This window comes from Ruegeria sp. AL2, from assembly GCF_056540845.1.
The window spans coordinates 1-25,147 of sequence record NZ_JBQFXM010000010.1; the positions used below are offsets into that span (position 1 = coordinate 1).

Genomic DNA, 25,147 nt, shown 5'->3' on the forward strand with positions numbered 1-25,147 from the left:
CCGGTGCGTCTCAACCGTCTTTCCAGTCCGTCAGGCCAACCTCAGCTGCGCCGGTGAAGGGGTATTTACGGATTAGAATCCCTACCCGCAACCCCCATTTTGAAAAAACTTTGCTTTTCTCACTAAATTCTAAATTAATTATTATAACTCAAATACTTAAACGTTTATTTTGCGATTTCCGCCAGCCACTTAAGGTGCAGGCTCATCAGAAGAAGTGGGTGAAATCTGCGCTTTGGCTGGAATCGTCGGCCCCGACAGCAAACGACGACATTGATATCCGTCTTGAGTCTTTCGATCGACGCGGGCGTACCGTTTCGCTGAATGTCGAAGAACACTTGGAAACTGACTTCAAGTCACAATTGTTTTTTCACTCAATTGACGCAGTCTCAGGGAAGCCTGGCTCGGATGACGAACAGCGGACCAGCGCATCAATGGTTCTGATAGTAGGGAAGCCAGCATGCAGTTCGACTATATCATCGTGGGCGGCGGGTCGGCAGGATCCGTTCTTGCAAACCGCCTCAGCGAGAACCCGGCTTCACGCGTTTGCCTGCTCGAAGCAGGCGGGAACGGAAAGGGCCTGACTGTCAGGGTGCCGGCAGCTGTCGTGGCAACCCTTCCGGGACGCCCCAAGATCAACAACTGGGCTTTTGAAACCATACCGCAACTCGGGTTGAACGGACGCCGGGGGTATCAACCCCGCGGTAAAGCACTGGGTGGTTCGAGCGCGATCAACGCGATGCTTTATGTCAGAGGTCAGCGGCAGGATTATGATGGGTGGGCCGATCTGGGCTGCGACGGCTGGGATTGGGACAGCGTATTGCCGTATTTCAAACGGTCCGAGAACAATGAGCTTGGTGCAGACAGCTGGCATGGTGACAAAGGCCCGTTACAGGTGTCACAGCAAAAAGAACCTCGCCCGATCACCCGCGCGTTCATTGAAGCCGCGCAGCAACTCCAACATCGCCACACTGAAGATTTCAACCGAGGCGATAACGAAGGTGTCGGGGTGTACCAGGTAACGCAGTATCATGACCCTTCAAAGAATGGAGAGCGGTGCTCAGCGGCTGCGGGTTACCTGTTCCCGATTGCCAACCGCCCGAACCTGACGGTCATTACACATGCCTATGCGAAAAGGCTGGTCTTTCAGGGTAAGCGCGCAACTGGCGTTGTTTTCAGGGTCAAAGGCAAAAAGGCAGACACCACCGTTACCGCCACGCGCGAGATTCTCCTGTGCGCGGGAGCATTAAAAACACCTCAACTGCTGCAAGTCTCAGGGATTGGAGCAAGCGCTGATCTTGAAACGCACGGGATCGCTGTTCTGCATGAACTGCCGGGTGTGGGGCAGAATTTGCAGGACCACCTCGACTTTACGCTGACCTACCGAACCAAAGACACGAACAACTTTGGGATCGGCGCGACAGCAGCGGTGCGACTGCTGAAGCACATCCGTCAGTGGCGCAAGACCGGTGTGTCAATGGCGGCCACACCGTTTGCCGAAGGGGCGGCGTTTCTGAAGACCTCACCCGAATTGGAACGCCCGGATATCCAGCTGCATTTCACCATCGCAATGGTCGATGATCACGCCCGCAAGCTGCATTACGGTTACGGGTACAGCTGTCATATCTGCAAGCTTCGCCCGGAAAGTCGGGGAACCGTTGGCCTGAGCAGCGCGGACCCAATGGCAATGCCTGTCATCGATCCGGGGTTTCTTTCAGATGCACGAGATCTGGACACCATGATCAAAGGCGCGCGAATGACGCGAGACATCCTGCAAGCGCCGGCTTTGGCCAAATATCGGCACAAAGAGATGTTCGGAACCGATACGGCGAAATCCGACGCCGATTGGGAGGGGCATATCCGCGCCCGTGCCGACACGATCTATCACCCGGCTGGCACCTGTAAGATGGGCACCGACGATCTGGCGGTTGTGGATCCTGAACTACGGGTGCGGGGGATCGAGGGGCTGCGTGTGGTTGATGCGTCGGTGATGCCAACGCTGGTATCGGGAAACACAAACGCGCCAACAATAATGATCGCGGAAAAAGCCTCGGATATGATTAAAGCAGCCGCGCAGTAAAGAACCTACCGGTCCTTCATCAGCGCCTCCAACCCCACCCGGTAGTTTGGATAGATCAATTCGACACCCAACTCATCCTTGATCCGGTCGTTTCGGACGCGTTTGTTCTCGTTATAAAAACTGCGCGCCATCGGTGTCAGGTCAGCCTTGTCAAATGAAACCGCCGGGGGCAGAGGAAGCCCCTGCAATTCGGCGGCATACCCGATGACATCCTGTGGCGGGACAGGTTCATCGTCGCATACGTTGTAAACACTGCCCGGATTCGGCCTTGTCATCGAGGCTTGCAGAACCTGCGCAATGTCATCCACGTGGATACGCGAAAACACTTGCCCCGGCTTGATGATGCGCCGCAGCCCACCGCGTGTGAGCTTGGAGAACGGCCCACGACCTGGGCCGTATATCCCTGCCAGACGGAAGATGTGAACAGGCAGGCCCGGCACAGCCGCCCATTGCTCTTCAGCCAGCATGCGCCACTTTCCACGCTTGGCGGTCGGTGTTGGCGGGGTGTCTTCGTCAACCCAGCCGCCCTGATGATCGCCATAAACAGCCGTTGTCGATAAATAGCCCACCCATGTGAACTGACTTGCCCGTTTTCGGATCTCATCGCCCAGCGCCGCCAGTACCGGATCGCCCGCCTCGCCCGGTGCCGTCGAGATCAGCAAATGCGTCACCCCATCCAGATTTGGGACCTCACCGGGCCAGATCAGCGGGTCCGCGCCAGAGGCACGTATCGCATCTGCGCCTTCGCCATCTCGTGTGGTGCCAAAAACCTGCCAGCCTTTCGGGGCAAGAATTCGGGAAAGGGCCTGCGCAGAATAGCCGTGGCCAAATGAGAAGAGTGTCTTGGTCATGCCCCGTTGATGGGCTTCAGCGCATCGGGATGCAAGCGCCGCATGGACGCACTTGAATCGAATCTTCTGATGCGCCTTTCTGTGGATATGAGCAAAAAGAAACCAGACCTGCATTCTGCCTACGCGCTGAGCTCTCCGGACGAAAACAAACGCCTTTATGCGGAATGGGCCGGGGATTATGACGACAGCTTTGCCGCGCGTGAGGATTATCAGCTTCATATCCATACCGCACGGGCGTTTGTGGGCGCGGGCGGTCAGGGGCCGGTTCTGGATGTCGGTGCGGGAACGGGCCTATGCGGCGCGGTGTTGTCTGGGCTTGGCGTTGGGCCGATTGATGCCACGGATATCAGTTCGGAAATGCTGGGACAGGCTATGCGCAAGGATATCTACCGGGACGCGATCGAGGCTGACCTGACCCATGGCATCCCGGTTCCGCCTGACAGCTACTCCGGCATCGTGTCATCTGGCACGTTCACGCATGGCCATCTGGGTCCCGAAGTATTACCCGCCCTGCTTCGCGTCGCACGGTCAGGCGCGACGTTCGCCCTGTCAATAAACGCCCACCATTTCGAAAAGATGGGCTTCAAGGGCAAGCTGCACGAACTGGAACAGGATCAGATTCGCAACCTGACCCTGCCCGAGGTTCGCATCTACGGTGATCTTGCCGCGGGTCCAAACAAGGATGACACGGCCTTCATTGCATTGTTCGAACGGGTTTAGGCCCCGGACAGGTCCAGCCTCGTCAAGTATACATCTGCTTTTTGTAAGCGCGCGTGCGTGTCGTCGCCTCGGCCGAGCCATCGTGATAGGTGCCAAACCACTTGTCGAAAGGAATTTCGGATGTGCCGTAGTTGCACTCGAAATACCGGTGGTGGAGCTGGTGAAAAAAGTCGCCCGCCCGCGCGGCTTCGGTCTCACCGGCCTTTATCTTCTCGAACCCAGAATGGGACAGTATCGGGCTGACCTGCTGGAACGAGCTGTGAAACAACACATGCAGCGGATGGGATGGCACGATCAGGTGGATGAAATACGTCGTGAAATACAGCATGTTTTCATACCAGTGATTCGAAATCCCTGACCACGGCCCGGTATTGACATTGCGGTGATGGACCGCGTGCACATGTTTATAAAGCCTGGGATGATGTTCCAGCCGGTGCACCCAGTAAAAATGCAGGCCGGACCACATGGGAATGAACAGCATCCAAACCACAAACCACACCGGCGCGCTGGCCCAGGTAATCGTAGGAACCCAGCCATTTGCCATCGCCCAAAAGATGACCCACTGGTAAATGGTCGCCACCGTCATGGCGCTGCCCAGCGTCCACCAAATATTATCCCAGACCTGATTGCGGAATGTGAATGTTCCGTTGTCCCGCGTCAGGTCTCTTCGATCGAACTTTTTGTACATCCCCTGCCCTTTGCGCATGTACAGCCACCAGTGCAGGCTTCCTGCTATCAGAGTTTGCGGCACCATGTTCAGCAACCAAATCCTGAACATCCAGCCGGGTGCAAAGCTCTTCATCGTCTCTAACTCAGGGAAAAAGAACGCATAGGCGATGACGGCCAAAGTCATGCACAGGGTCAGGGCGGTGATTTGCAACCACGCTCCGCCGTACCATTTCAGCACGGCGGATGGGCACGGCGGCCAACTGAACAGCGGATTGAGGCCTACTGGCCCGTCGGGGTGGTAATGCCAGCGGGCGGCTTCAGGGTCCTGAGCGGTATCTCGCATGTCGGTCACTCTGTCTTGCATCAGGTTGCGTAATCCGAGCCTTCTGCATCGAGTATTGCCTTGATCTCTCGCAGATGCGCTTCGGCCTGATCGGGGTAGTCGTCCAGTTCCTGCGCTGTTTTCTCGGCAATCTCATCCGACAGCACCCGCAGGGGCAGACCTGTTTGCAGCGCCCGGATGTAAGTTTCGGCAGCGCGCTCGAAATAATAGAGCCTGTTAAAAGTATCTGCAGGGTCGCTACCGGTGATCAGAACCCCGTGGTTGCCCATGATCATGACCTTCATTTTCGGATCAGCCAGCATCCCGGCGCACCGCTCGCCTTCGCTTTCAAAGGCCAACCCGCCAAATTCTTCGTCAACCACGTAGCGGTTGTAGAAGGTCGCGGTGTTCTGATCGATTGGCGGAAGCGTACTGTCGGCAAGTGAGGCCAGAACCGTTGCGAAAATCGAATGCACATGCATGACGCAACGCGCGTGCGGGCAGTGGCGATGGATCGAGCCGTGCAGGCCCCAGGCCGTGGGATCAGGGGCACCGGGCTGTGACATCACATCCGGATCGTTGGCGTCCAACAACAACAGATCAGACGCGCGAATACGCGAGAAATGCGCCTGATTGGGGTTCATCAGGAACTGCGTCCCGTCTTTGTTCACAGCAAGGCTGAAATGGTTGGCAACGGCTTCATGCATATTCAGCCGGGCTGTCCAGCGAAAGGTCGCGGCCATGTCCACACGTTCTGACCAATGATCGATATTGGGGCGAAGGCTAGTGAGGCTCATGTGTGGAGTCCTTTGACAACTGCGAATGACCAAAGCCTGCATTTGGTCCGGCAATTTGACCAACGAAAAAAACGCAACTATCCCATTAGCTGAACTTATGCCGGAGTTATGTCGATGCAAAACAGGCTTCCCCCGCTGGGCTGGCTGCGCACATTCGAAGCCGCAGCCCGCCAACTGTCATTCACCGACGCGGCGCGGGATCTGAACATGTCGCAAAGTGCGGTCAGTCAGCAGATCAAATCGCTGGAAGGTCATCTGGGTCAGCCATTGTTCCTGCGACGCCCGAAGGCGCTTGAGCTGACAGAGGCCGGGATCACCTATTTGCCGGTAGTGCGCGAAGCGTTTCGGACGCTGATACGGGGCACTCAGGCGGTTACTGGCGCGCAACAGAACGCGGTACAGGTTCAGTGCAACATCAGTTTCGCCGTGAACTGGCTGGCCCCGCGCCTGCCGTTATTTCGGACTGAACACCCGGATGTTCAGCTGAACATCTTCACCGAACTGTGGGAACCGCGCGAGATGGCCGAAGGCGCAGCGGTCGAAATCAGGTTTTCCCTTCGACCCTCGGATACGACCCGGACAGAGATGCTGCGCTCTGAATATTACTATCCCGTCTGCGCGCCGGGATATCAGGTGTGTCTGCAAGACCTTCAGGAAAAACCCCTGTTCGACTGTTCCAACCTTTTGACCAACTGGGCGACATGGGCGGAAGATCAGGGTCTGAATTGGCAGAATCCTTCTATTACCTACGCGACAACCTATCTGGTTTGTTTGTCAGCCGCGATGGCCGGAGGTGGCCTGTGCCTGGCCCATGACACCATCGCGGGTCACCTGATCGATCAGGGGCGGCTGATCGCACCATTTGAGCATCGCGCCCCGATGCCCGAGGCGTATTATCTGCTGCTCTCCCCTCAGGCTGAGGATACGCCCGGGGCCGTCATCTTTGCGAACTGGATACGGCGAGAATTCGGGTCCGAAACGTAAACTCGACGGGTTCCTGGGCGCTGTCGGCGCCTATGTCAGCTTTCGATGGCCGGGTTGGGCAGATTTGCAGGATTGTGATCCGTCGGCAGTAGTGAAGAACCGGGGTTGCACCCGCGCGCGCATTCGTGAAAGTTGAGCCATGGAAAACACACCCTTCCCAACTTGGCCCGATGTCGCCCCCAGATTGATCGCAGTTGCTGCCGGACGTGAGGCAGCAGATACGGTAATAACGGGTGGGACTTGGGTAAATGTGCACAGCCGCGAACTGCTGCCGAACCATTCTGTTGCAATCGCCGCAGGCCGGATTGCATTTGTCGGTCCAGACGCCTCGCATTGTACCGGACCAGAGACACAGGTTATCGACGCGAAAGGCCGCTATATCCTGCCCGGCTTATGCGACGCGCATATGCACATCGAATCGGGGATGCTGACCCCCGCCGAGTTTGCTCGCGCGGTGATCCCTCATGGCACAACCAGTATGTTCACCGACCCGCACGAGATCGCCAATGTGTTGGGGCTGGATGGTGTGCGCATGATGCATGACGAAGCAATGATGCAGCCGGTCAACATCTTCACTCAGATGCCCTCCTGCGCGCCGTCTGCACCGGGGTTAGAGACGACAGGCTATGAAATCACCCCCGAAGACGTCGCCGAAGCGATGAACTGGCCCGGGATCATCGGCTTGGGTGAAATGATGAACTTCCCCGGCGTGATTCACGGCGATCCCAAGATGCTGGCCGAGATTGCGGCCACGCAGCGGGCAGGAAAGATTGTTGGCGGGCATTACGCATCCCCTGATTTAGGGCCTGATTTTGCGGCTTACGTGGCTGGCGGACCTGCCGATGACCACGAAGGCACCTGCGAAGCGGATGCCATCGCACGGGTCAGACAGGGAATGCGTTCGATGATGCGGTTGGGCTCGGCCTGGTATGACGTTGAAAGCCAGATTACCGCAGTAACCGAGAAAGGCCTGGATGCGCGCAATTTCATCCTGTGCACGGATGACTGCCACTCTGCAACGCTGGTCAATGAAGGGCATATGAATCGCGTCGTGCGCCACGCCATTGCCTGCGGCTGTGACCCGCTTGTTGCCGTGCAGATGGCGACGATCAACACCGCCACGCATTTCGGTCTGGAACGCGAGATTGGATCGGTCACGCCGGGACGACGGGCGGATATCATCCTCAGCTCTGACCTGACCGAATTGCCGGTCGAACTGGTCATAGCGCGCGGGCAGGTTGTCGCGGAAAACGGGGTGATCAAGGTTGATTGCCCCCATCTAAACTGGCCCGACAAGGCACGTCGCACGGTTCATCTGAAGCATGCGCTGACCTCGACCGATTTTGAGATCACGGCGCCGAAGGGCGCAAACAAGGTAAGGGGCAACGTCATTGGCGTGGTAGAAAACCAGGCCCCCACTAAAGCGCTGAAAGCCGAATTGCCGATTATCGGCGGGCTTGTTGAAGGTGAGGGTGACGTATGTCAGATCTCACTGGTCGAACGACACCGGGCGACAGGGGGCGTCACCAATGCCTTTGTCTCGGGGTTTGGATATCAGGGAAAAATGGCCATGGCCTCGACCGTGGCACATGACAGTCACCACATGATCGTCGTCGGCACGGACCGTGAACAGATGGCGCTGGCCGCGAATCGACTGGCCGAGGTGGGTGGCGGCATCACGATCTTCCGGGACGGCCAGGAACTGGCGATGGTCGAACTTCCCATTGCCGGTCTGATGTCCGACAGCCCGGCCGCTGAAGTTGCGGCCAAGGCGGACAGGATGGTTCAAGCCATGCAGGAATGTGGCTGCAATCTGAACAACGCATATATGCAACATTCGCTGCTGGCGTTGGTCGTCATACCGGAACTCAGGATCTCTGATCTCGGGCTGGTTGACGTGCGCACATTCAAAAAAATTGATCTTCTGGAACACTTGGCATGACGACACTCCTGACACCTGAGGCCCTTTCGCCAGAACAGTTCACCGATCCCGCAGCCGCAGTTGCGCGACTGGAGGAGCTTTACACTCAAGCAACAGAATTTCTGTGCGACAGCTTCTCGAAGGTACTGCAAAATGGAGCACCAACCGCCAGATACAGGGCCTATTACCCCGAGATTCGCATAATGACGTCGACCTATGCTCAAGTCGACAGCCGCCTGAGTTTTGGGCATGTGGCGGAACCCGGTGTTCACGCTACAACCGTAACGCGCCCGGATTTATTCCGGTCCTACCTGACCCAGCAGATTGCCCTGTTGATCAAGAATCACGACCAACCGGTGACGATTGCAGCGTCGGACACACCTATTCCGGTGCATTTTGCCGTGGCGAATACGTCAGGTCTGGTTGTGCCGCATCAGGGGGCGGCTGCTTTCACCCTGCGCGATGTGTTTGACGTGCCGGATCTGACCACCACGAATGACGACATCGTTAACGGCGTGCACGATCATGAAGACGCCGTCGGGCCCTTGTCATTGTTTACTGCCCAGCGCGTCGATTATTCACTTGCGCGACTGGCACATTACACAGCGACAGATGCCCGGCATTTTCAGAACCACGTTCTGTTCACGAACTATCAGTTCTATGTTTCGGAATTCGAAAACTACGCCCGTGAGCAGTTGGCTGATCCCAGCAGCGGGTATACCAGCTTTGTCTCGACCGGGAATGTTGAGATCACGGAGCCGGACGCAGAAATCGAGCAACCGCTGAAACTGCCGCAAATGCCAACCTATCATCTGAAGCGTGAAGATGGTTCGGGTCTTACTTTGGTGAACATCGGTGTCGGCCCCTCGAATGCGAAAACTGCGACCGACCATATCGCGGTTCTGCGCCCGCACGCGTGGTTGATGGTTGGCCATTGCGCCGGATTGCGCAACACGCAGGCATTGGGCGATTTCGTTCTGGCCCATGCATATCTACGTGATGACAAGGTTCTGGATGATGACCTGCCGGTCTGGGTGCCCATCCCGCCCCTGGCCGAAGTTCAGGTCGCGCTGGAACGCGCCGTGGCCGAGGTGACCGAGCTGGAAGGGTATGAACTGAAGCGGATCATGCGGACGGGAACAGTTGCATCGGTCGACAATCGCAACTGGGAACTGCGCGATCAATCCGGGCCGGTTCAGCGCCTCAGCCAGTCGCGGGCCATCGCGCTGGATATGGAAAGCGCCACCATCGCCGCGAACGGCTATCGCTTCCGCGTTCCTTACGGCACATTGTTGTGCGTTTCGGACAAACCCCTGCACGGCGAACTGAAGCTGCCGGGCATGGCGTCGTCCTTTTATACCACCCAGGTCAGCCGTCATTTGATGATCGGGATACGCGCCATGGAGCACCTGCGTGGCATGCCGTTAGAGCGTTTGCACAGCCGGAAATTGCGTTCCTTCGACGAAACTGCCTTCCTCTGACGCAAAAAAGCAACGTTTTCCCCATATTTTTAGGGGTTTCTGCGCTACTATTCGTTGTGTTTGGCCACAATATCCCGTTACAGTTACGCGGTGAGGCCCTATAGATCGGGCACGTTAAGGAGACCAAGAAATGGCAAAACCTATGACAAAGACTCAGCTGGTTGCTGCTCTCGCTGAGGAAATGGGAACCGATAAGAAATCCGCGAACTCTGCGCTTGAGGCCATCACCGGCCTGATCACGCGTGAAGTTTCCGCAGGTGGTGCAGTAACCCTGCCCGGCGTCGGCAAAATCTACTGCCGCGAACGCCCCGAGCGTCAAGTCCGCAACCCGGCAACCGGTGAGACCTTCACCAAAGAAGCCGACAAGGTTGTGAAAATGACCATCGCGAAAGCACTGAAAGACAGCGTGAACGGCTGATCCAAAGCGCTTGGAACCATGTAAAGGGGTGGCGGTTACGCGGCCCCTTTTTTTGTGCCTGAACTTCACATCCTACGGCCCGCGTAACTAAGTCATAAGGCATTAGGTTGTGACTAAAGGCTACAATTCAGCACTGGATGTCCTTGGCACGTTTTTTTCGGACAACCCTTTGATTTCCTGCTCGGCCCGCTAAATCCCAGTTCTATGGAACAGGATATTACCTTCACGCGACTGCCCCTCGTCTCAGCGCCTGAGATACTGGCGCATATGAGAAATCCAATTCTTGCCGAACACATGCCTCTCCTGACGCAGGATTGGGATGAGGAAACAGTCGCCGGTTTCATTCACGCGAAAGAGTCGTGTTGGGCGCGGGACGGCCTTGGTCATTGGGCAATTCTGCACCGCGGACAATATGTGGGATGGGGCGGTTTTCAAAAAGAAGGTGAAGAGTGGGATTTCGGGCTGGTCCTGAAGCCCAGTGCATTTGGACTGGGTGCCAAAATAGCGCGTCAGGCCATCGCATTCGCAAAGCAGGACAATCGTATTCTGTTCGTGACATTCTTGCTGCCGCCTTCACGCACGAAACTGCGCGCAATGACTAAACTCGGCGCGTATTTTGTTGGGCAAGTAGACTACTCTGGCCACAGCTTCCTCAAATATCGTCTCGACACGGAATGAGGCGCGAACCGGGCAGCGCCAAAACACGGCTGCGGGCCCCGATGTCGAGGCCCGCTTTTGTTTTGGTAGGTTAGAAACAATCAGTGAATCGTCTCAACCTTGTGGAAGTCCAGATCACGATCTTCCGGCATGGCGTCGATACTCATCACCTCTTTTCGCTTGGTGACAAGGATATAGACCACGCACGCCAGGTAGAGACCGACTACGACGGCTCCGATCCACTGGATTTGCAACCACTGGCTCTGGAACAGCAGGGTCAGGACAAACAGCAGCGCGACGTTGCCGGCGACATAGGTCGCCTTGCCAAACCGCTCGGCGGTCATGTTCAGGTTGTCCGTATAGAGCCTAATCAGAGAGTCCAGCGAGTTGATCACAAAGGTCACGCCCACGATTACCATCGCGATATTGGTGATCCCTGCGGTGCTGATACCGTTCAGTTGATAGTAGTAGAGAACGGTGAACCAGATCCCCAGCGGGATCGACGGGAAGATCAGCAACGCCGCCAGCAACTGCCAGGTCTTCAACCCGCCCACAAAGCGCGAAGTAAACTGGCCAATCATGATTGACCACGCAAACCACCAGAACAGGTAGAAGGCATGGTAGTCAGTCAGCGGCAAGACAAATTTGTGCATATTGGTGAAATAGGCGCCAATGTTACTGCCGGTTTCGACAAACCCGGTCATTCCCATACCAGCGGCCGCCCACATTCCCAGGATCAGGGCCATGAACAGGAAGGTCGAGCCCACCGACAGGATCCGCACATATTTCAGGTCGGTCGACGAGTATGCCGCCGCCAATATGACCACAAACACGATGACGTAGAAGGTGGTAACGACAGATTCGCCATCTCCGACCTCTGGCAGGTAGCCAGGCAGGTAGATCAGGAACAGGCTGGCGGTAAAGGCGCAGGTGCCAATAATGACCACGTTGTTGATCAGTTTGACCAGCGGGATCTCAAAGAAGTTCACGCGCGGTTCGATCACGCAGAAATAGAAGGCTGTCAGGAAGTAAAACGCCCAGATCAGAAAACCCCAGAAACCGAATTCGATCGCCAGTGGATTAGCAAAGGCATATGCCGGATCTTCGGCATACCCACCAAATTCTGTCAACGGGAACATGATCAGGCCAACATCCAGACCGGACGTAAACAGGATCGCGATGAATGTGAAAAGGTGAACAGGTGTCACGCCAACGCAGCGCAGGTTCCACCATTTCACGACGAAGAACGCGACCAGGCCCAACGCCAGTAGGACGCCAAAAGATAGAATGTATTCCAGAAGCACCGACAACCCTCCCTTGATATGTCAGATCCCGGAGCTGATAGCTTTAATTGGTCAGTCAATCAACGAAAACATAAGGGCGACTTTCCTGTCATCACATATGCGTCTTTTATGACGCGCAGCGCTTGCGACCGATCACAAAATCGGGGACAGTCCGCGCAAAGTGACAGGGGGTCTCCATGGATCTGCGCGCCATTGCCATGGGGCTGACATTTGCCCTGATCTGGTCGTCCGCCTTTACCTCGGCGCGGATCATCGTGGCAGACGCCTCTCCTTTGTTTTCACTGGCTCTGCGGTTTTTGATCTCAGGGGTTCTGGGGGTTCTGATTGCCCGGGCGATGGGGCAAAGCTGGCACCTGACCCGGAACCAATGGCGCGCAACGATCCTGTTCGGAATTTGCCAAAATGCCCTGTATTTGGGTCTGAATTTTTACGCGATGCAAACGGTCGAGGCTTCGGTTGCGGCGATTATTGCGTCCACAATGCCCTTGCTGGTGGCACTGGCAGGGTGGCTTATTTTTGGCGAGAAACTGCGCCCTCTCGGAGTTTTGGGGTTGTTTGCCGGATTCACCGGCGTCGCCTTGATCATGAGCAGCCGGATCAGCTCTGGTGTCGACATGTTCGGCGTCGCGCTATGCGGCATCGGAGCTTTGGCGCTGACCTTTGCCACCCTCGCGGTTCGCGGCGCAACCTCAGGCGGCAATTTCATGATGGTCGTGGGCCTGCAGATGCTTGTAGGTTCCGCCACGTTGTTCGTGGCCGCTCCGATCTTTGAGACCATTTACATCCACCCGACGCTGCCACTGGCATTGGCGTTCACTTACACAACCCTGTTTCCTGGGCTGCTGGCCACGCTGATCTGGTTCCTTCTTCTGGATCGCATCGGCGCGATCCGCGCAGCCACGTTCCACTTTTTGAACCCGGTATTTGGTGTCACGATTGCGGCCATATTATTGGGCGAAAAACTGGGCGCGATGGACGCAATTGGCGTTACCGTCACGACGCTGGGTATTCTTGCTGTTCAGCTGTCACGCCAACCTTCTGGCAAAACGGCTTCGGCCTAAAGCAAGGACCCAAATGTTTGCGTCTGACCGACTGCACGACTGTGAGAGCTGTTTGAAATATCGCTTTGCTTTCTACCCTGCAGCCCCCAGATAATGGCTCAAACGTCAAATCAGCCGGAGGATCCATGACACGCTACACCAAAGACCCCACGGTTATCGCGGCGCTTTCGCCCGAAGAATTTCATGTCACCCAACGCAACGGCACCGAACGACCGGGGACAGGCAAGTATTTAGGGAACAAGGAACCGGGCATCTACGTGGACATCGTGTCAGGCGAGCCGCTGTTTGCTTCGACCCACAAATACGAATCCGGATGTGGCTGGCCCAGCTTCACCAAGCCGATCCTCCATGAGCATGTGGAGGAGTTTCGCGATACGACGTATGGTATGATCCGGACCGAGGTTCGCTCGAAACACGGCGACAGCCATCTGGGGCATGTCTTCCCCGACGGCCCGCGAGAACATGGTGGCCTGCGGTATTGCATCAACTCGGCCTCGCTCAGGTTCATCCATCGGGATGAGATGGAGGCTGAAGGTTACGCCGAATTCCTGATCCACGTGGAGGAACTCCAATGACTGAACAACGTGCTGTACTGGCCGGAGGCTGCTTTTGGGGTATGCAGGACCTGATCCGCAAGCTGCCGGGCGTCTTGCGAACCCGGGTGGGCTACACCGGAGGCGATGTGCCCAACGCAACCTATCGCAACCATGGCACCCACGCCGAAGGGATCGAGATCTGGTTTGACCCGTCGCAGATCAGTTACCGCGACCTGCTGGAATTTTTCTTCCAGATTCACGACCCGACCACGGTGAACCGGCAAGGCAACGACCGAGGCATGAGCTATCGTTCCGCGATTTACCACGTCGATGAAGCCCAAAGAGCAACCGCGCTGGATACTATCGCAGATGTGAATGCCAGCGGCTTGTGGCCGGGAAAAGTCGTAACCGAAGTCGAACCCGTCGGCGATTTCTGGGAGGCCGAACCCGAGCATCAGGATTATCTTGAGCGCATCCCGAACGGATATACCTGCCACTTCCCGCGCCAGGACTGGGTTCTTCCCAAACGTGCCAGCGCCGCAGAATAATGCACCACCTGCCCGGCCCCTCTGTACAAGTCAGAGGGGCTAGCCCGCCGCAACCCGCGGTCGCCCGCTTGCCTCGACCGTGATCATTGCCTCGACAAACACATCATTGGCCTCGACCCGCGCGGTTTTGATGTCGCGATCCACGATCACGCGGATATCTTCTGCACCGGCTTCGCGCACCGCACCTTCAGCTTCCGACCTCAGAACATTTTCCAGCAAAGCCAACGCGTCTTCTGATGCGGAAAAATCCTTGGGCCCGCCCTTGAGATGTACACGATACCGCCCTTCGGCAGGGCTTGTCACCGTGCCCGATCGCCGTAAGGTCAACCGTCCCACTACGGCGCCAATCGCATTGGCTACGCCCGCATGTTCCGGCAGGATCATCCGGCAGTGCAGCCGTTCACCAACCGTCGGGTAATAGCTGGGGGCTGATGCCCCAAGCCCCACAACATCAACGTTTAGAGCTGCGGTCAGCGACAACAAACCGCGATGCCGCGCCAATCCGCGCTGTGTCAGGACATGCCGCGCCAACTCCTGTGGCGGCAGCCCGAAACTGTTCGGTTCCTCATCAAAAGCAGCCTCTAACAAGATCAAACTGGTCTGTTCCGTCAACTGGTCCACGATCATTTGCGCCAGCGCCTCGGCGGAACTTGCCAACATATCCCCGGACCCGACCCGTTTGCGCGCAACCAGTTCTAGTGCCTTACGGGCGGCTTCAGCATCCCAGGCATCCACCCGCCCCAGTACATGGCTGGCATCCGACGGCGTCACGCCCGAGATCTGAACGATCCCGCGATCCACCAACCGGGTCAATGCGCCGCTCTCCATTCGGGACCTAAGCAAGGAACCAATCGGCAGAACCTGATCTCCCAACCGCTCCAACAGGGCTTCTTCGCGCACATCTATACCGTCGTCACGTATTCCCGGCACGCGTCGGGCAAAGCGCGTATCGTGCTCACCCACCGTCGTGGCCCGCAATTGCTCGTCCAGAACGGCATGAACGATCTCGGGCGCTTCCGAGGCGATCAGGGACACCGGAAGAACGCGGCGCGGCCCCAGAAAAACACCACCCTGCAACCCCTCGGTCACGACATGCACCTGACTGTCACCTCCAAGGCCATGGGTGCGCATCGCAACTGCCTCGACCATTGTGCGGAACCCGCCCACCTGTGCCCCTGCCGTGTCGATCGCGGGCTTACCGTCACGGATCAACGCCACGTCAGTTGTCGTACCGCCAATATCCGACACCAACGCATTCTCTGCGCCAGTCAACCAGCGCGCGCCGACAATTGACGCGGCAGGTCCGCTCAGGATCGTTTCAATGGGGCGTTCACGCGCCTGTTCAGCACTCATCAACGCCCCATCACCGCGAACAACCATCATCGGGGCCATAATCCCCAGCTCGCGCAGCCGGTCCTGCGCCCGCCCGATCAAACGGTCGATCATCCCGATCAGCCGCGCGTTCAACACTGCCGTCACGGCGCGTTTCGGCCCATTCAGCTTTGCCGACAAGTGATGCGAACATGTTACCGGAGCCCCGGTTCTTTCCGAAACGATTCGCGCGGCTTCAAGTTCATGCGCGGGATTACGGGTGGCAAACTGAGCGGCTATGGCAAAGCCTGAAATCCCCTTGTGAGTGTCTAAAAACTGCTCCAGCGCGGCAACATCCAATGGTGCAGCTTCGCTGCCAGAATGGGAATGCCCACCAGACATAACCAGGGCCGGGTCCCCTTTTAACGCGTCCTTCAAACCGTGCTTTTCAAGGTCGCTGTCTTTGAATCCGATATAGATCAACGCAACGCGCCCGCCCTGCCCTTCGACCAAGGCATTAGTCGCCAATGTTGTGGACAAAGACGCCATCGAAATCTGATCCGGCGCAACTTTTGCCTGCTCCAAAACGGCAGAAATCGCCTTGCCCACACCAATTGCCAGATCCGCGCGTGTGGTCAGGGACTTCGCCGAGGCTATTACCTCTTTTTCATCCCGGATCAGTACCGCATCGGTATAGGTTCCACCCGTATCCACCCCCAAAGCCAACGCCATCGGGTTCTCCTTACTGTTCGCTGCAGATTGGTGTAGCGATTAGGGCCGACACGTCCAGCCTGTTTGCGGCAATTATGAAAGTTGTTCCACCGCCCAGCGCGCTGCGTCGGCCACGGTTTCATCTGGGTCATCTGTCAAACTTTGGGCCGCGGCCCTCAGTTTCGACTGCCCCGAGTTTCCAATGGCATAAAGCACGTTGCGCACAAACCGGTCGCGCCCGATCCGTTTGATGGGTGAGCCCGAGAATTTCGCTCGGAACGAAGTATCATCAAGCGCCACCAGCTCTTCCAGCGCAGGCGCCGCCAGATCTTCGCGCGCTGCATAGCGCAGGTCGCTTGCGGCAACCGCAAACTTGTTCCACGGGCAAGCCGCAAGGCAATCGTCACAGCCGTAGATTCGATTGCCCAGCTTTCTGCGAAGCTCAGGCTTCACAGGGCCTTTATGCTCGATTGTCAGATAGGAAATGCACCGCCGTGCGTCCAACTGATACGGGCCCGGAAAGGCGTCCGTGGGGCAGCTGTCCAAACAGGCCCGACAAGACCCGCAGCGATCAATCTCAGCGGGATCCTCGGGTATATCCAAAGTTGAAAAAACAGACCCTATAAAGGCCCAATTACCCCACTCCCTGCTGACCAGATTCGTGTGTTTCCCCTGCCAGCCCAACCCGGCGGCCTGCCCCAAGGCTTTCTCCGGCACGGGTGCAGTGTCAACAAACACCTTAACCTCGCCGCCCGCCTCGGCAATCAGCCACCGCGCCAGGCGCTTCAGTCGCTTTTTGACCAGATCATGATAGTCTTTGTTCTGCGCATAGACAGAAATCGCCCCGTGGGCGCGTTGCTTCAAGACGTCTGTAGGATCATGTTCCGGCGTGTAACTCTCGGCCAGCATGATCACTGATCGCGCCTCGGGCCAAAGGGCCGCAGGATCACCGCGCCAATGCGTCCGCTCGGCCATCCATCCCATCTGCCCATGATACCCTGCGTCCAGGAACGCTGCCAAACGCTCGGGAACTTTTGGAACATCCCAGGGGCGGCAGACACGGCACGCAACAAACCCCTCTTCAAGGGCCTGCTGTACCAGCTTTTCCTTCAAATCTGATCCGCTCTTCATCTGGCCAAAAATATCCTCGGGGGGAATCGCGCAGATGCGCGATGGGGGGGTCAGACAGCCCCCCTGGCACACCCTATCAGAAATCCAGATCCGCGTAATGGGGCGGCGGCCGGAAACCCGGCACCTGATCCGCCAGAATAGAGCGAAAAGCAGGGCGCGATTTGATTTTTGCATACCAGTCCTTGACCACCTGACTGCGGTTCCAATCCACATCCGAGATATAGTCCAGCGACGACAGGTGCGCCGCTGCCGCGAAATCAGCCAGTGTCATCTGATCACCGGCCAACCACCGGCGGTGATCCAACAGCCATGCCATATAATCCAGATGGTACTTGATCGCTTTGGCACCCTGTTTGACGTTCTTGCTGTCAGGATAGCCCTGACCCGTCACTTTTTTGTTCACCCGTTCGTACAGCAGCTTCGACGTCACCTCATGATGGAATTTGTCGTCAAACCAGCCGACAAGGCGCCGTACTTCGTATCGGGCTTCGGGACTTTTTGGCATTAATGATGGTTCGGGGCGGGTTTCCTCAATATATTCGCAGATCGCCGCGCTTTCCGACATCATTTGTCCGTCCAGACGCAATACTGGTACTTTACCCGCAGGGTTTCGGCGCAAAAAGTCGGGATCCTGCTCCCAGTATCGCTCTTCGACAAGCTCAACCTCGATCTTCTTTTCCGCCAAAGACAGCCGAACCTTGCGGCAATACGGAGAGAGGGGAACATGAAACAAACGCGCCATGGGCTTCCAATCGAACCAGTGAGTACCCGACAGATTTAGCCTTGGCAGGCGACGGGTTTCAATCCTCGAAACAATCTGCGCGACCATCTGCGCGGATGGTGGCCGCCCCATCCAGAATAGATGCCGCCCGTCTGCGCGTACGCGCCGTCGGATCTGTGACTGACCTGTTGCGCGGTGACGGCAGAATGGCGGCAATCCGCGCTGCCTGAACTGGGGTCAGTTTCGATGCGCTGGTGTTGAAATACTGTTGCGCGGCAGCCTCGACCCCAAAAACGCCATTCCCGGTTTCGGCAACGTTCAGATAGACCTCAAGGATGCGCCGCTTGCTCCAGAAAATCTCGACCACAGGTGTGATCGAAGTTTCCAGCGCCTTGCGTATCCAACTGCGCCCCTGCCAAAGGAATACGTTCTTTACCACTTGCTGTGTAATGGTCGAGGCACCGCGATTTCCGCCATCCTCAAGCGCATCTCGAATGGCCTCTACATCAAATCCCCAATGCAGGCAGAAATTCGCATCCTCTGCTGCCACAACCGATCGCGCCATGATCGGGGCCATGTCCTCGATCGGTACCCATTCACGCTCAACCTTTCCCAATCGGCGCCATTCTGACCAGATCGTATGGGTTACAGGTGGGTTCACAACCGAATACAACAGGATTATCGCAAGCAAAGCTCCTGCAATTGCCGCAACCGCACGAGTCAGCCAACGGCGTATCTGACGCACCGTTGGTGATTTCCTGCTGGATGCCTTGTTTTTCTTACCGCTTGATTTGCGGGCTGCTTTCTTCGCCATACTTCAGCTATACGACGCGCGGTCCGGGTTTGAAACGGCCTAAATTGCGAAGGCGCGCGCTTCGCGCGGGTGAACAACCGGGCGTGCGGTTTCTACCGACATCGGATCATGACCTGCCAGTTCAGGGAACAGATGCAGGACCTCGCTCTGCGTTTCGCGGTCCGAGGCCGACAACGCATGCCCCGGATAATAGCTTTCGCTTTTGGCGCCATTGGCGATGACGATCTCGTGCTGCTTGAACAAAAGGTGGAAATACTCTACCTCACCGCCTTCCAGCCGGGTCACCGTTTTTCCATTGACCAGAGCATGTGCCGGAATCAGCGCTTCAGCGTGCCCGGACAGATACGAGGCTCGCCAGTCTTCAATCAGCATCCTATGCTGAGGCGAAACAAGCAGCGGACGATCCAGGTCGAACACTCCGGCCTCAAACCGGATCGGGGCCAGCTTTCCTTCGGCGGCTACCACTGTACGCCCAACCCAGATCAAAGGCCGAGGGCCATGATCCACGGTCGTGACCAGATCACCGACCTTAAGATCTTCCACCGCGCGTTCCCCATCCGGGGTCATTATCATGGTGCCCCGCGTAAAACAGGGCGGGCCCAAATTGCCGACATTCAGCGGCCCCTGTGTGTTGACAAAGGTGGCTGAAACAAATGTTCCCGGCTGCAAGACCTGGCCGTCTGTCGGTGTAAAAACCCGAGATCCATCAGCCAGATAAAACGTGGTGCCGGTATAGGTTACATTCCCGACGCCCGCGACGTTGATGGTAACAGTGTCTCCTGGCCAGGAATTCGTAACGTCTTGGCCATTGACTGTATCACCACTCGGTGCATCAATTTCGTTGTCATCATCTGCATCGATCAAAGTGAAACTGCTAACCGCGACAGCCGTTCCCGCAGGCGGCGGGTTTGCTGGATCGAAAGTATAAAACTGATCCTGATACGGTGTTGGCATCCGGTTGCCCCTGTCTACTTATCATCTGGTGCCTAGATTGGCCCATGATTATCGCCTGAGTGTGAAGAAAGATTGGCGATTTTCGGATAAACGGGCAAGATCTGCACTGAAACGTCGTTAATATACGAACCCCGCGTGGTGCAAATGACACGCGGGGTTTCGCGAGGTAAAAAGTTTCGGCTTATTCCGCCGGAACTGCTTTGGCTTCAACACTCAGTGGGTGGCTAAGTTTGTTCAGCATTTCCTTCGGGCAAACCTGCAGGAAGTTGCCTTTTTCCACATCCCAATGCTGAAGAATATCAGCAGCCTTGCGGCTTTGTGATTCAGAAGCGTGACGCATGATAAGCGTTTTTAACTGCTCTTCCCAGTGGTCCACAGTGACCGGGCAAGTGACCAGCGTTTCCCTGTTCATCAGCGCCTCGGCCTTGCCTTCGGGATCATACAGATAGGCCATTCCGCCTGTCATGCCCGCACCAAAGTTGGCTCCGATCGTTCCAAGGATAACGGCGACACCGCCGGTCATGTATTCACACCCGTTGGAACCGCACCCCTCGACAACAACCTTGGCGCCAGAGTTCCGCACCGCGAACCGTTCACCGGCGCGACCGGCGGCAAACAGATACCCATCAGTGGCCCCATAGAGAACCGTGTTACCAATGATCGTATTGTCATCTGCTTTCAGCGGGCTGACTTGCGGCGGGCGCACGACGATCATACCCCCGGACAGGCCCTTACCGACATAGTCATTGGCATCGCCCGACACTTCCAGCTTCAGACCCGGGGCCGCAAAAGCTCCCAGCGATTGCCCGGCAGAGCCTTGCAACTTCACATGCAGATGGTCGTCCTGAAAGGTATTCCGCATCCCGAAATTCTGCACAATATGGCTGGACACACGGGTTCCAACGGTCCGGTGCGTGTTCTGCACGGCATAAGACAGCTGCATCTTTTCACCATCCTTCAGGAACCGGGCCGCATCACGAACGATTTCGGCGTCCAGCGTATCCGGCACCGCGTTGCGCTCTTTGTCGCGGTTGTAGACGATGTTATGTGCCCCATCGACAGTGATCAGCAGCGGATTGAGGTCCAGATCGTCCAGATTCGCCGATCCCCGGCTGACCTGAGCCAACAGGTCGGCTCGGCCGATGATCTCGTCAACCGAGCGCGCACCGAGGCTGGCCAGCAACTCTCGCACTTCCTGGGCATAGAAAGTGATCAGGTTCACCACTTTATCCGCATTGCCGGTGAACTTGGCGCGCAGGGATTCATCCTGCGTACACACGCCCACCGGACAAGTGTTCGACTGACACTGACGCACCATGATACAGCCCATGGCGATCAGCGCGGCGGTACCGATGCCGTATTCCTCGGCCCCCATCATCGCGGCCATGACAATGTCGCGACCGGTACGCAGACCACCGTCGGTCCGCAGGGTGACGCGATCCCGCAGGTTGTTCATCGCAAGAACCTGATGCGCCTCGGTCAGGCCCATCTCCCACGGCAAACCGGCATATTTGATCGAGGTCGCAGGCGACGCGCCTGTACCGCCATTGTGACCCGAAATAAGGATAATATCCGCTTTCGCTTTGGCTACACCGGCAGCAATCGTGCCAACGCCCGAGGACGCTACCAGCTTGACCGTCACCTTGCAGCGCGGGTTGATCTGCTTCAGATCGTAGATCAGCTGCGCCAGATCCTCGATCGAATAGATATCGTGGTGCGGCGGCGGCGAGATCAGCGTCACGCCCTTGGTCGAATGGCGCAGGCGCGCGATCAGGTCGGTGACCTTCATACCTGGCAACTGACCACCTTCGCCGGGTTTTGCACCCTGAGCGACCTTGATCTCAAGCTCTTCACACTGGTTGAGGTATTCCGCAGTCACGCCAAACCGGCCCGAAGCCACCTGTTTGATCTTGGCCGAAGGGTTGTCGCCATTGGGTTCAGGCACGAAATGTGCCGGATCTTCGCCACCTTCGCCACTGTCGGATTTCGCACCGATCCGGTTCATCGCCACGTTCAGTGTTTTATGCGCTTCGGGCGACAATGCACCCAGCGACATACCTGGCGTGACAAAGCGTTTGCGGATCGAGGTGATCGATTCCACCTCTTCGATCGGCACCGGCTTGCCCAACGGTTTGAAATCCATCAGATCGCGCAAATGAATTGGCGGGTTCGACTGCATCTTGGCCGAATACTGTTTCCACAGCTCATACGAAGCCTTGTTGCAGGCCATCTGCATCATGTGCATCGAGGTCGCTTCCCACGCGTGGGTCTCACCTGACTTACGCGCCTTGTAGAAACCACCGATGGGCAGCACATCCAGACCGCTGTTCCAACCCTTGGCATGGATTTCTTCGGCCTTGGCCTGAATACCTTTGATACCGATACCGGAAATCCGGCTGGTCATACCGGGGAAATACTCGGCCACCATGGCACGGCTGAGGCCGACGGCCTCAAAGTTCAGACCACCGCGATAGGACGAAATGACCGAGATGCCCATCTTGGCCATGATCTTCAACAGGCCCTGATCGATCGCCTCGCGATAGCGCGCGACGTTTTCTGTCAGGGTTCCGTCCAGCAAACCGCGGTCGATGCGGTCGGCCAAAGAATCTTCGGCCAGGTAGGCGTTCACCACAGTCGCACCACATCCGATCAGAACGGCAAAGTAATGCGGGTCCACACATTCGGCCGAACGAACGTTCAACGAACAGAAGGTCCGCAAACCCTGACGCGTCAAATGGGAATGCACAGCGCTGGTCGCGAGAATCATTGGTATCGCAATCCGATCCTCGCCCGACCGCATATCAGACAGGACAATATGCCCGGCACCAGATCGCACCGCCTCTTCGGATTCGGCTCTGATACGGGCCAAAGCTTCGCTCAATGCGCCTTGACCAGCCTCGAAGCTACAGTCGATTTCCGCCAGCGGCGCATCAAAGTTCTCAACCAGTTTGTCCCATTGCGCGTTGCCGACAAAGGGGCTTTCCAGAACCACGATCTCGGTCTGGCTGCTGTCTTCGTCCAGCACGTTCTTGAGGTTGGCAAACCGGGTTTTCAGCGACATCACGCGGTATTCACGCAGGCTGTCGATCGGCGGGTTGGTCACCTGGCTGAAGTTCTGACGGAAAAAATGGCTCAGCGGGCGGTATTGTTTTGACAAAACAGCCGAGGGCGTATCATCACCCATGGATGCCAAGGCTTCCTTGCCATCCTCCGCCATCGGAGCAAGGATTTGCTCCAACTCTTCTACCGAGTATCCCGCAGCAATCTGGCGCTTGCGCAACTCGCCACCCGCAAAGATCGGAGCTTCGGTCACACCCGCAAGCGTTTCGTCCAGGTCGTTTATCTTGCCAACCCATTCGCCGAATGGAAGCGCGCTGGCCAGTTTGTTCTTGATTTGGGTGTCCCGGTACAGCTTGCCTTTTTTCATGTCGACCGCCAGCATCTGACCCGGCCCCAATGCGCCTTTTTCGGTCACGGTGGCTTCGTTGATCGGCACCATTCCGGCCTCCGACCCTGCGATGACAAGGCCATCGCCAGTCACGACGTACCGCATGGGGCGCAGCCCGTTCCGGTCCAGACCAGCGCAAACCCAGCGTCCATCGGTCATCGCCAGCGCGGCCGGACCATCCCATGGCTCCATCACCGAGTTGCAGTAGGAATACATGTCGCACCACGCTTGCGGCAGCTCGACCGCCTGCTTGGACCAGCTTTCCGGAACCAGCATGGTTTTCGCCATCGGGGCCGACCGCCCCGCACGCACCAACACCTCGAAAACCGAGTCTAATGCGGCGGAATCTGACGAACCACCAGCGATGATCGGCTTGATGTCTTCGGCATAGTCACCAAAAGTTCCGCTAGCCATCCGGATTTCATGGCTTTTCATCCAGTTGACGTTGCCCTTGAGGGTGTTGATCTCGCCGTTATGGGCCAGCATGCGGAATGGTTGTGCCAGCCACCATTGCGGGAAGGTGTTCGTGGAATACCGCTGGTGGTAAATCGCAAACGCCGATTCAAAGCGGTCATCCATCAGATCGGGATAGAATACAGCGACCTGTTCAGCCAGCATCATGCCCTTGTAGATGATCGACCGGCAGGACAGCGACGCAAGATAAAGGCCCGAAATGCCCGACGCCAAGGCCGCTTTTTCGATGCGGCGACGGATGACATAGAGTTCGCGCTCAAAAGTTTCTTCGTCCACACCCTTGGAGTTCGAGATCAGGATCTGCTCAATCTCGGGGCGGGTCGCGTTGGCCTTTTCCCCCAGGCAAGTCACATCGACAGGCACGTGTCGCCAGCCATAGATGTAATACCCCATACGCAGAACTTCGCTTTCGACGATGGTCCGGCACCGCTCCTGTGCGCCAAAATCGGTGCGGGGCAGGAAGACCTGACCAACTGCAATCAGTTCATTCAGCTTGGGTTCGTGGCCTGTGCGGCGGATCTGATCATAGAAGAAGGGAACTGGAATCTGCACATGGATGCCCGCGCCGTCGCCGGTCTTGCCATCCGCGTCCACGGCTCCGCGATGCCAGATCGCTTTCAGGGCATCAATCCCGGCATCCACCACCTTGCGAGACCGTTTGCCATCAACGGACACAACAAGGCCCACACCGCACGAAGAATGCTCTTCTGCCTCGGAGTAGAGACCATTTTCGGCCATCCACTTGCGTTTTGCTTCTTCTGCCCGCACCCAATCGGCATCATATTTGGTCATTGGCTGTCTCCTTCGTCAGAGAGGGAATACATGGCTTCGACCTCGGCTTTGGTCATTTGCCGACGTTCGCCTGCGAACGCGTATCCCTCGGGCTTTTTGTCGATATAAAGTTCAAGTTTCAGCGGGTTGCCTGTTGCATTTTCAAACAGGCCAGCCGCCATTTGTGTCTGTCCGTGCATCTCACCCGGTAGCGTGATCCGGTACCAGAGCGAGGATCCGCATTCGTCGCAAAAGGCACGTTCTGCCCAGTCGGACGAGGTAAATGTCTTGACCGGGCCTAGCGCGGCATAGCCTTCTTTCGCCTGAAACGTCACCAGCATCGAACTGGTCCACCGACGGCATTGGTCACAGTGACACGCCCCCAGCGCATCCCGCGCCGGTGTAGCAGTTACAGTGACCGCACCACACATGCATTGGCCTTGAAGTTCCGACATTTCGAACCCTC

At 57.0% G+C, this 25,147-nt stretch carries 21 protein-coding genes; 10 read left to right on the top strand and 11 right to left on the bottom strand.

The features are described 5' to 3' along the window. Positions 1-457 precede the first annotated feature (457 nt). Positions 458-2,077 carry a GMC family oxidoreductase gene (locus tag ACR0ID_RS13095; protein ID WP_480606018.1) on the top strand — a complete coding sequence of 540 codons (1,620 nt, stop codon included), beginning with the start codon at positions 458-460 and terminating at the stop codon, positions 2,075-2,077. A gap of 5 nt (positions 2,078-2,082) precedes the next feature. On the opposite strand, the gene ACR0ID_RS13100 is transcribed toward ACR0ID_RS13095, so the two are convergent. Next, positions 2,083-2,928 carry an SDR family oxidoreductase gene (locus tag ACR0ID_RS13100; RefSeq protein WP_480606021.1) on the bottom strand — a complete coding sequence of 282 codons (846 nt, stop codon included), beginning with the start codon at positions 2,926-2,928 and terminating at the stop codon, positions 2,083-2,085. Positions 2,929-3,015: 87 nt separating this feature from the next. Here ACR0ID_RS13100 and ACR0ID_RS13105 point away from each other — a divergent pair, with 87 nt between their 5' ends. Further along, positions 3,016-3,648, top strand: a complete 633-nt coding sequence (locus ACR0ID_RS13105; protein WP_480606196.1) for a class I SAM-dependent DNA methyltransferase — start codon at positions 3,016-3,018, stop codon at positions 3,646-3,648. A gap of 22 nt (positions 3,649-3,670) precedes the next feature. Here the strand turns inward: ACR0ID_RS13105 and ACR0ID_RS13110 are convergent, their stop codons facing one another. Both ACR0ID_RS13110 and ACR0ID_RS13115 read right to left on the bottom strand, forming a co-directional pair. Beyond that, complete coding sequence (locus ACR0ID_RS13110) at positions 3,671-4,660, bottom strand: sterol desaturase family protein (RefSeq protein ID WP_480519729.1); 990 nt, start codon at positions 4,658-4,660, stop codon at positions 3,671-3,673. Positions 4,661-4,680: 20 nt separating this feature from the next. Then, positions 4,681-5,436, bottom strand: coding sequence for a class II aldolase and adducin N-terminal domain-containing protein (locus ACR0ID_RS13115; RefSeq protein WP_480606024.1), 756 nt, complete (start codon positions 5,434-5,436; stop codon positions 4,681-4,683). A 114-nt stretch (positions 5,437-5,550) separates the two neighbouring features. Here ACR0ID_RS13115 and ACR0ID_RS13120 point away from each other — a divergent pair, with 114 nt between their 5' ends. The 5 genes from ACR0ID_RS13120 (at position 5,551) to ACR0ID_RS13140 (ending at position 10,918) form a co-directional block, all read left to right on the top strand. Next, positions 5,551-6,420 (top strand): LysR family transcriptional regulator, encoded by an 870-nt coding sequence (locus ACR0ID_RS13120; protein ID WP_480606027.1) that lies wholly within the window; start codon positions 5,551-5,553, stop codon positions 6,418-6,420. A 139-nt stretch (positions 6,421-6,559) separates the two neighbouring features. Next, complete coding sequence (gene ade / locus ACR0ID_RS13125) at positions 6,560-8,362, top strand: adenine deaminase (protein ID WP_480606030.1); 1,803 nt, start codon at positions 6,560-6,562, stop codon at positions 8,360-8,362. Further along, positions 8,359-9,822 (top strand): AMP nucleosidase, encoded by a 1,464-nt coding sequence (locus ACR0ID_RS13130; RefSeq protein WP_480606033.1) that lies wholly within the window; start codon positions 8,359-8,361, stop codon positions 9,820-9,822. The genes ade and ACR0ID_RS13130 overlap by 4 nt, the downstream gene beginning before the upstream one ends. A 130-nt stretch (positions 9,823-9,952) precedes the next feature. Further along, the gene (locus ACR0ID_RS13135) at positions 9,953-10,240 is read left to right on the top strand and encodes an HU family DNA-binding protein (RefSeq protein WP_117871130.1); all 288 of its coding nucleotides are present in this window, start codon (positions 9,953-9,955) and stop codon (positions 10,238-10,240) included. A gap of 204 nt (positions 10,241-10,444) precedes the next feature. Further along, positions 10,445-10,918, top strand: a complete 474-nt coding sequence (locus ACR0ID_RS13140; RefSeq protein WP_480606035.1) for a GNAT family N-acetyltransferase — start codon at positions 10,445-10,447, stop codon at positions 10,916-10,918. 80 nt (positions 10,919-10,998) lie between these two features. Here ACR0ID_RS13140 and ACR0ID_RS13145 read toward each other — a convergent pair whose 3' ends face one another. After that, complete coding sequence (locus ACR0ID_RS13145) at positions 10,999-12,195, bottom strand: BCCT family transporter (RefSeq protein WP_480606199.1); 1,197 nt, start codon at positions 12,193-12,195, stop codon at positions 10,999-11,001. 182 nt (positions 12,196-12,377) lie between these two features. Here ACR0ID_RS13145 and ACR0ID_RS13150 point away from each other — a divergent pair, with 182 nt between their 5' ends. The 3 genes from ACR0ID_RS13150 to msrA all read left to right on the top strand — a co-directional run bounded on the left by ACR0ID_RS13150 (position 12,378) and on the right by msrA (position 14,346). Beyond that, positions 12,378-13,262 carry a DMT family transporter gene (locus tag ACR0ID_RS13150; protein ID WP_480606038.1) on the top strand — a complete coding sequence of 295 codons (885 nt, stop codon included), beginning with the start codon at positions 12,378-12,380 and terminating at the stop codon, positions 13,260-13,262. A gap of 125 nt (positions 13,263-13,387) precedes the next feature. Next, a complete protein-coding gene (gene msrB, locus ACR0ID_RS13155) occupies positions 13,388-13,837 on the top strand; it encodes a peptide-methionine (R)-S-oxide reductase MsrB (protein WP_480606040.1) in 450 nt (149 codons plus the stop codon). Then, positions 13,834-14,346 carry a peptide-methionine (S)-S-oxide reductase MsrA gene (msrA, locus tag ACR0ID_RS13160; protein WP_480519717.1) on the top strand — a complete coding sequence of 171 codons (513 nt, stop codon included), beginning with the start codon at positions 13,834-13,836 and terminating at the stop codon, positions 14,344-14,346. The genes msrB and msrA overlap by 4 nt, the downstream gene beginning before the upstream one ends. A 39-nt stretch (positions 14,347-14,385) precedes the next feature. On the opposite strand, the gene ACR0ID_RS13165 is transcribed toward msrA, so the two are convergent. The 7 genes from ACR0ID_RS13165 to ACR0ID_RS13195 all read right to left on the bottom strand — a co-directional run bounded on the left by ACR0ID_RS13165 (position 14,386) and on the right by ACR0ID_RS13195 (position 25,136). After that, complete coding sequence (locus ACR0ID_RS13165; RefSeq protein ID WP_480606043.1) at positions 14,386-16,389, bottom strand: hydantoinase/oxoprolinase family protein; 2,004 nt, start codon at positions 16,387-16,389, stop codon at positions 14,386-14,388. A 72-nt stretch (positions 16,390-16,461) separates the two neighbouring features. Continuing rightward, positions 16,462-17,499, bottom strand: coding sequence for a tRNA epoxyqueuosine(34) reductase QueG (gene queG / locus ACR0ID_RS13170; RefSeq protein WP_480606046.1), 1,038 nt, complete (start codon positions 17,497-17,499; stop codon positions 16,462-16,464). Positions 17,500-17,575: 76 nt separating this feature from the next. After that, positions 17,576-18,241 (bottom strand): FtsZ-binding protein FzlA, encoded by a 666-nt coding sequence (gene fzlA / locus ACR0ID_RS13175; protein WP_480474603.1) that lies wholly within the window; start codon positions 18,239-18,241, stop codon positions 17,576-17,578. 58 nt (positions 18,242-18,299) lie between these two features. Continuing rightward, entirely contained in the window at positions 18,300-19,034 is a 735-nt protein-coding gene (gene mtgA / locus ACR0ID_RS13180) for a monofunctional biosynthetic peptidoglycan transglycosylase (RefSeq protein ID WP_480474601.1), read from the bottom strand. A gap of 39 nt (positions 19,035-19,073) precedes the next feature. Further along, positions 19,074-19,988, bottom strand: a complete 915-nt coding sequence (locus ACR0ID_RS13185; RefSeq protein ID WP_480606049.1) for a Hint domain-containing protein — start codon at positions 19,986-19,988, stop codon at positions 19,074-19,076. Between the two features lie 181 nt (positions 19,989-20,169). Further along, positions 20,170-24,702 carry a glutamate synthase large subunit gene (gltB, locus tag ACR0ID_RS13190; protein WP_480606052.1) on the bottom strand — a complete coding sequence of 1,511 codons (4,533 nt, stop codon included), beginning with the start codon at positions 24,700-24,702 and terminating at the stop codon, positions 20,170-20,172. Next, the gene (locus ACR0ID_RS13195) at positions 24,699-25,136 is read right to left on the bottom strand and encodes a GFA family protein (RefSeq protein ID WP_480474595.1); all 438 of its coding nucleotides are present in this window, start codon (positions 25,134-25,136) and stop codon (positions 24,699-24,701) included. Before ACR0ID_RS13195 ends, gltB begins: the two co-directional genes overlap by 4 nt. Positions 25,137-25,147 lie beyond the last annotated feature (11 nt).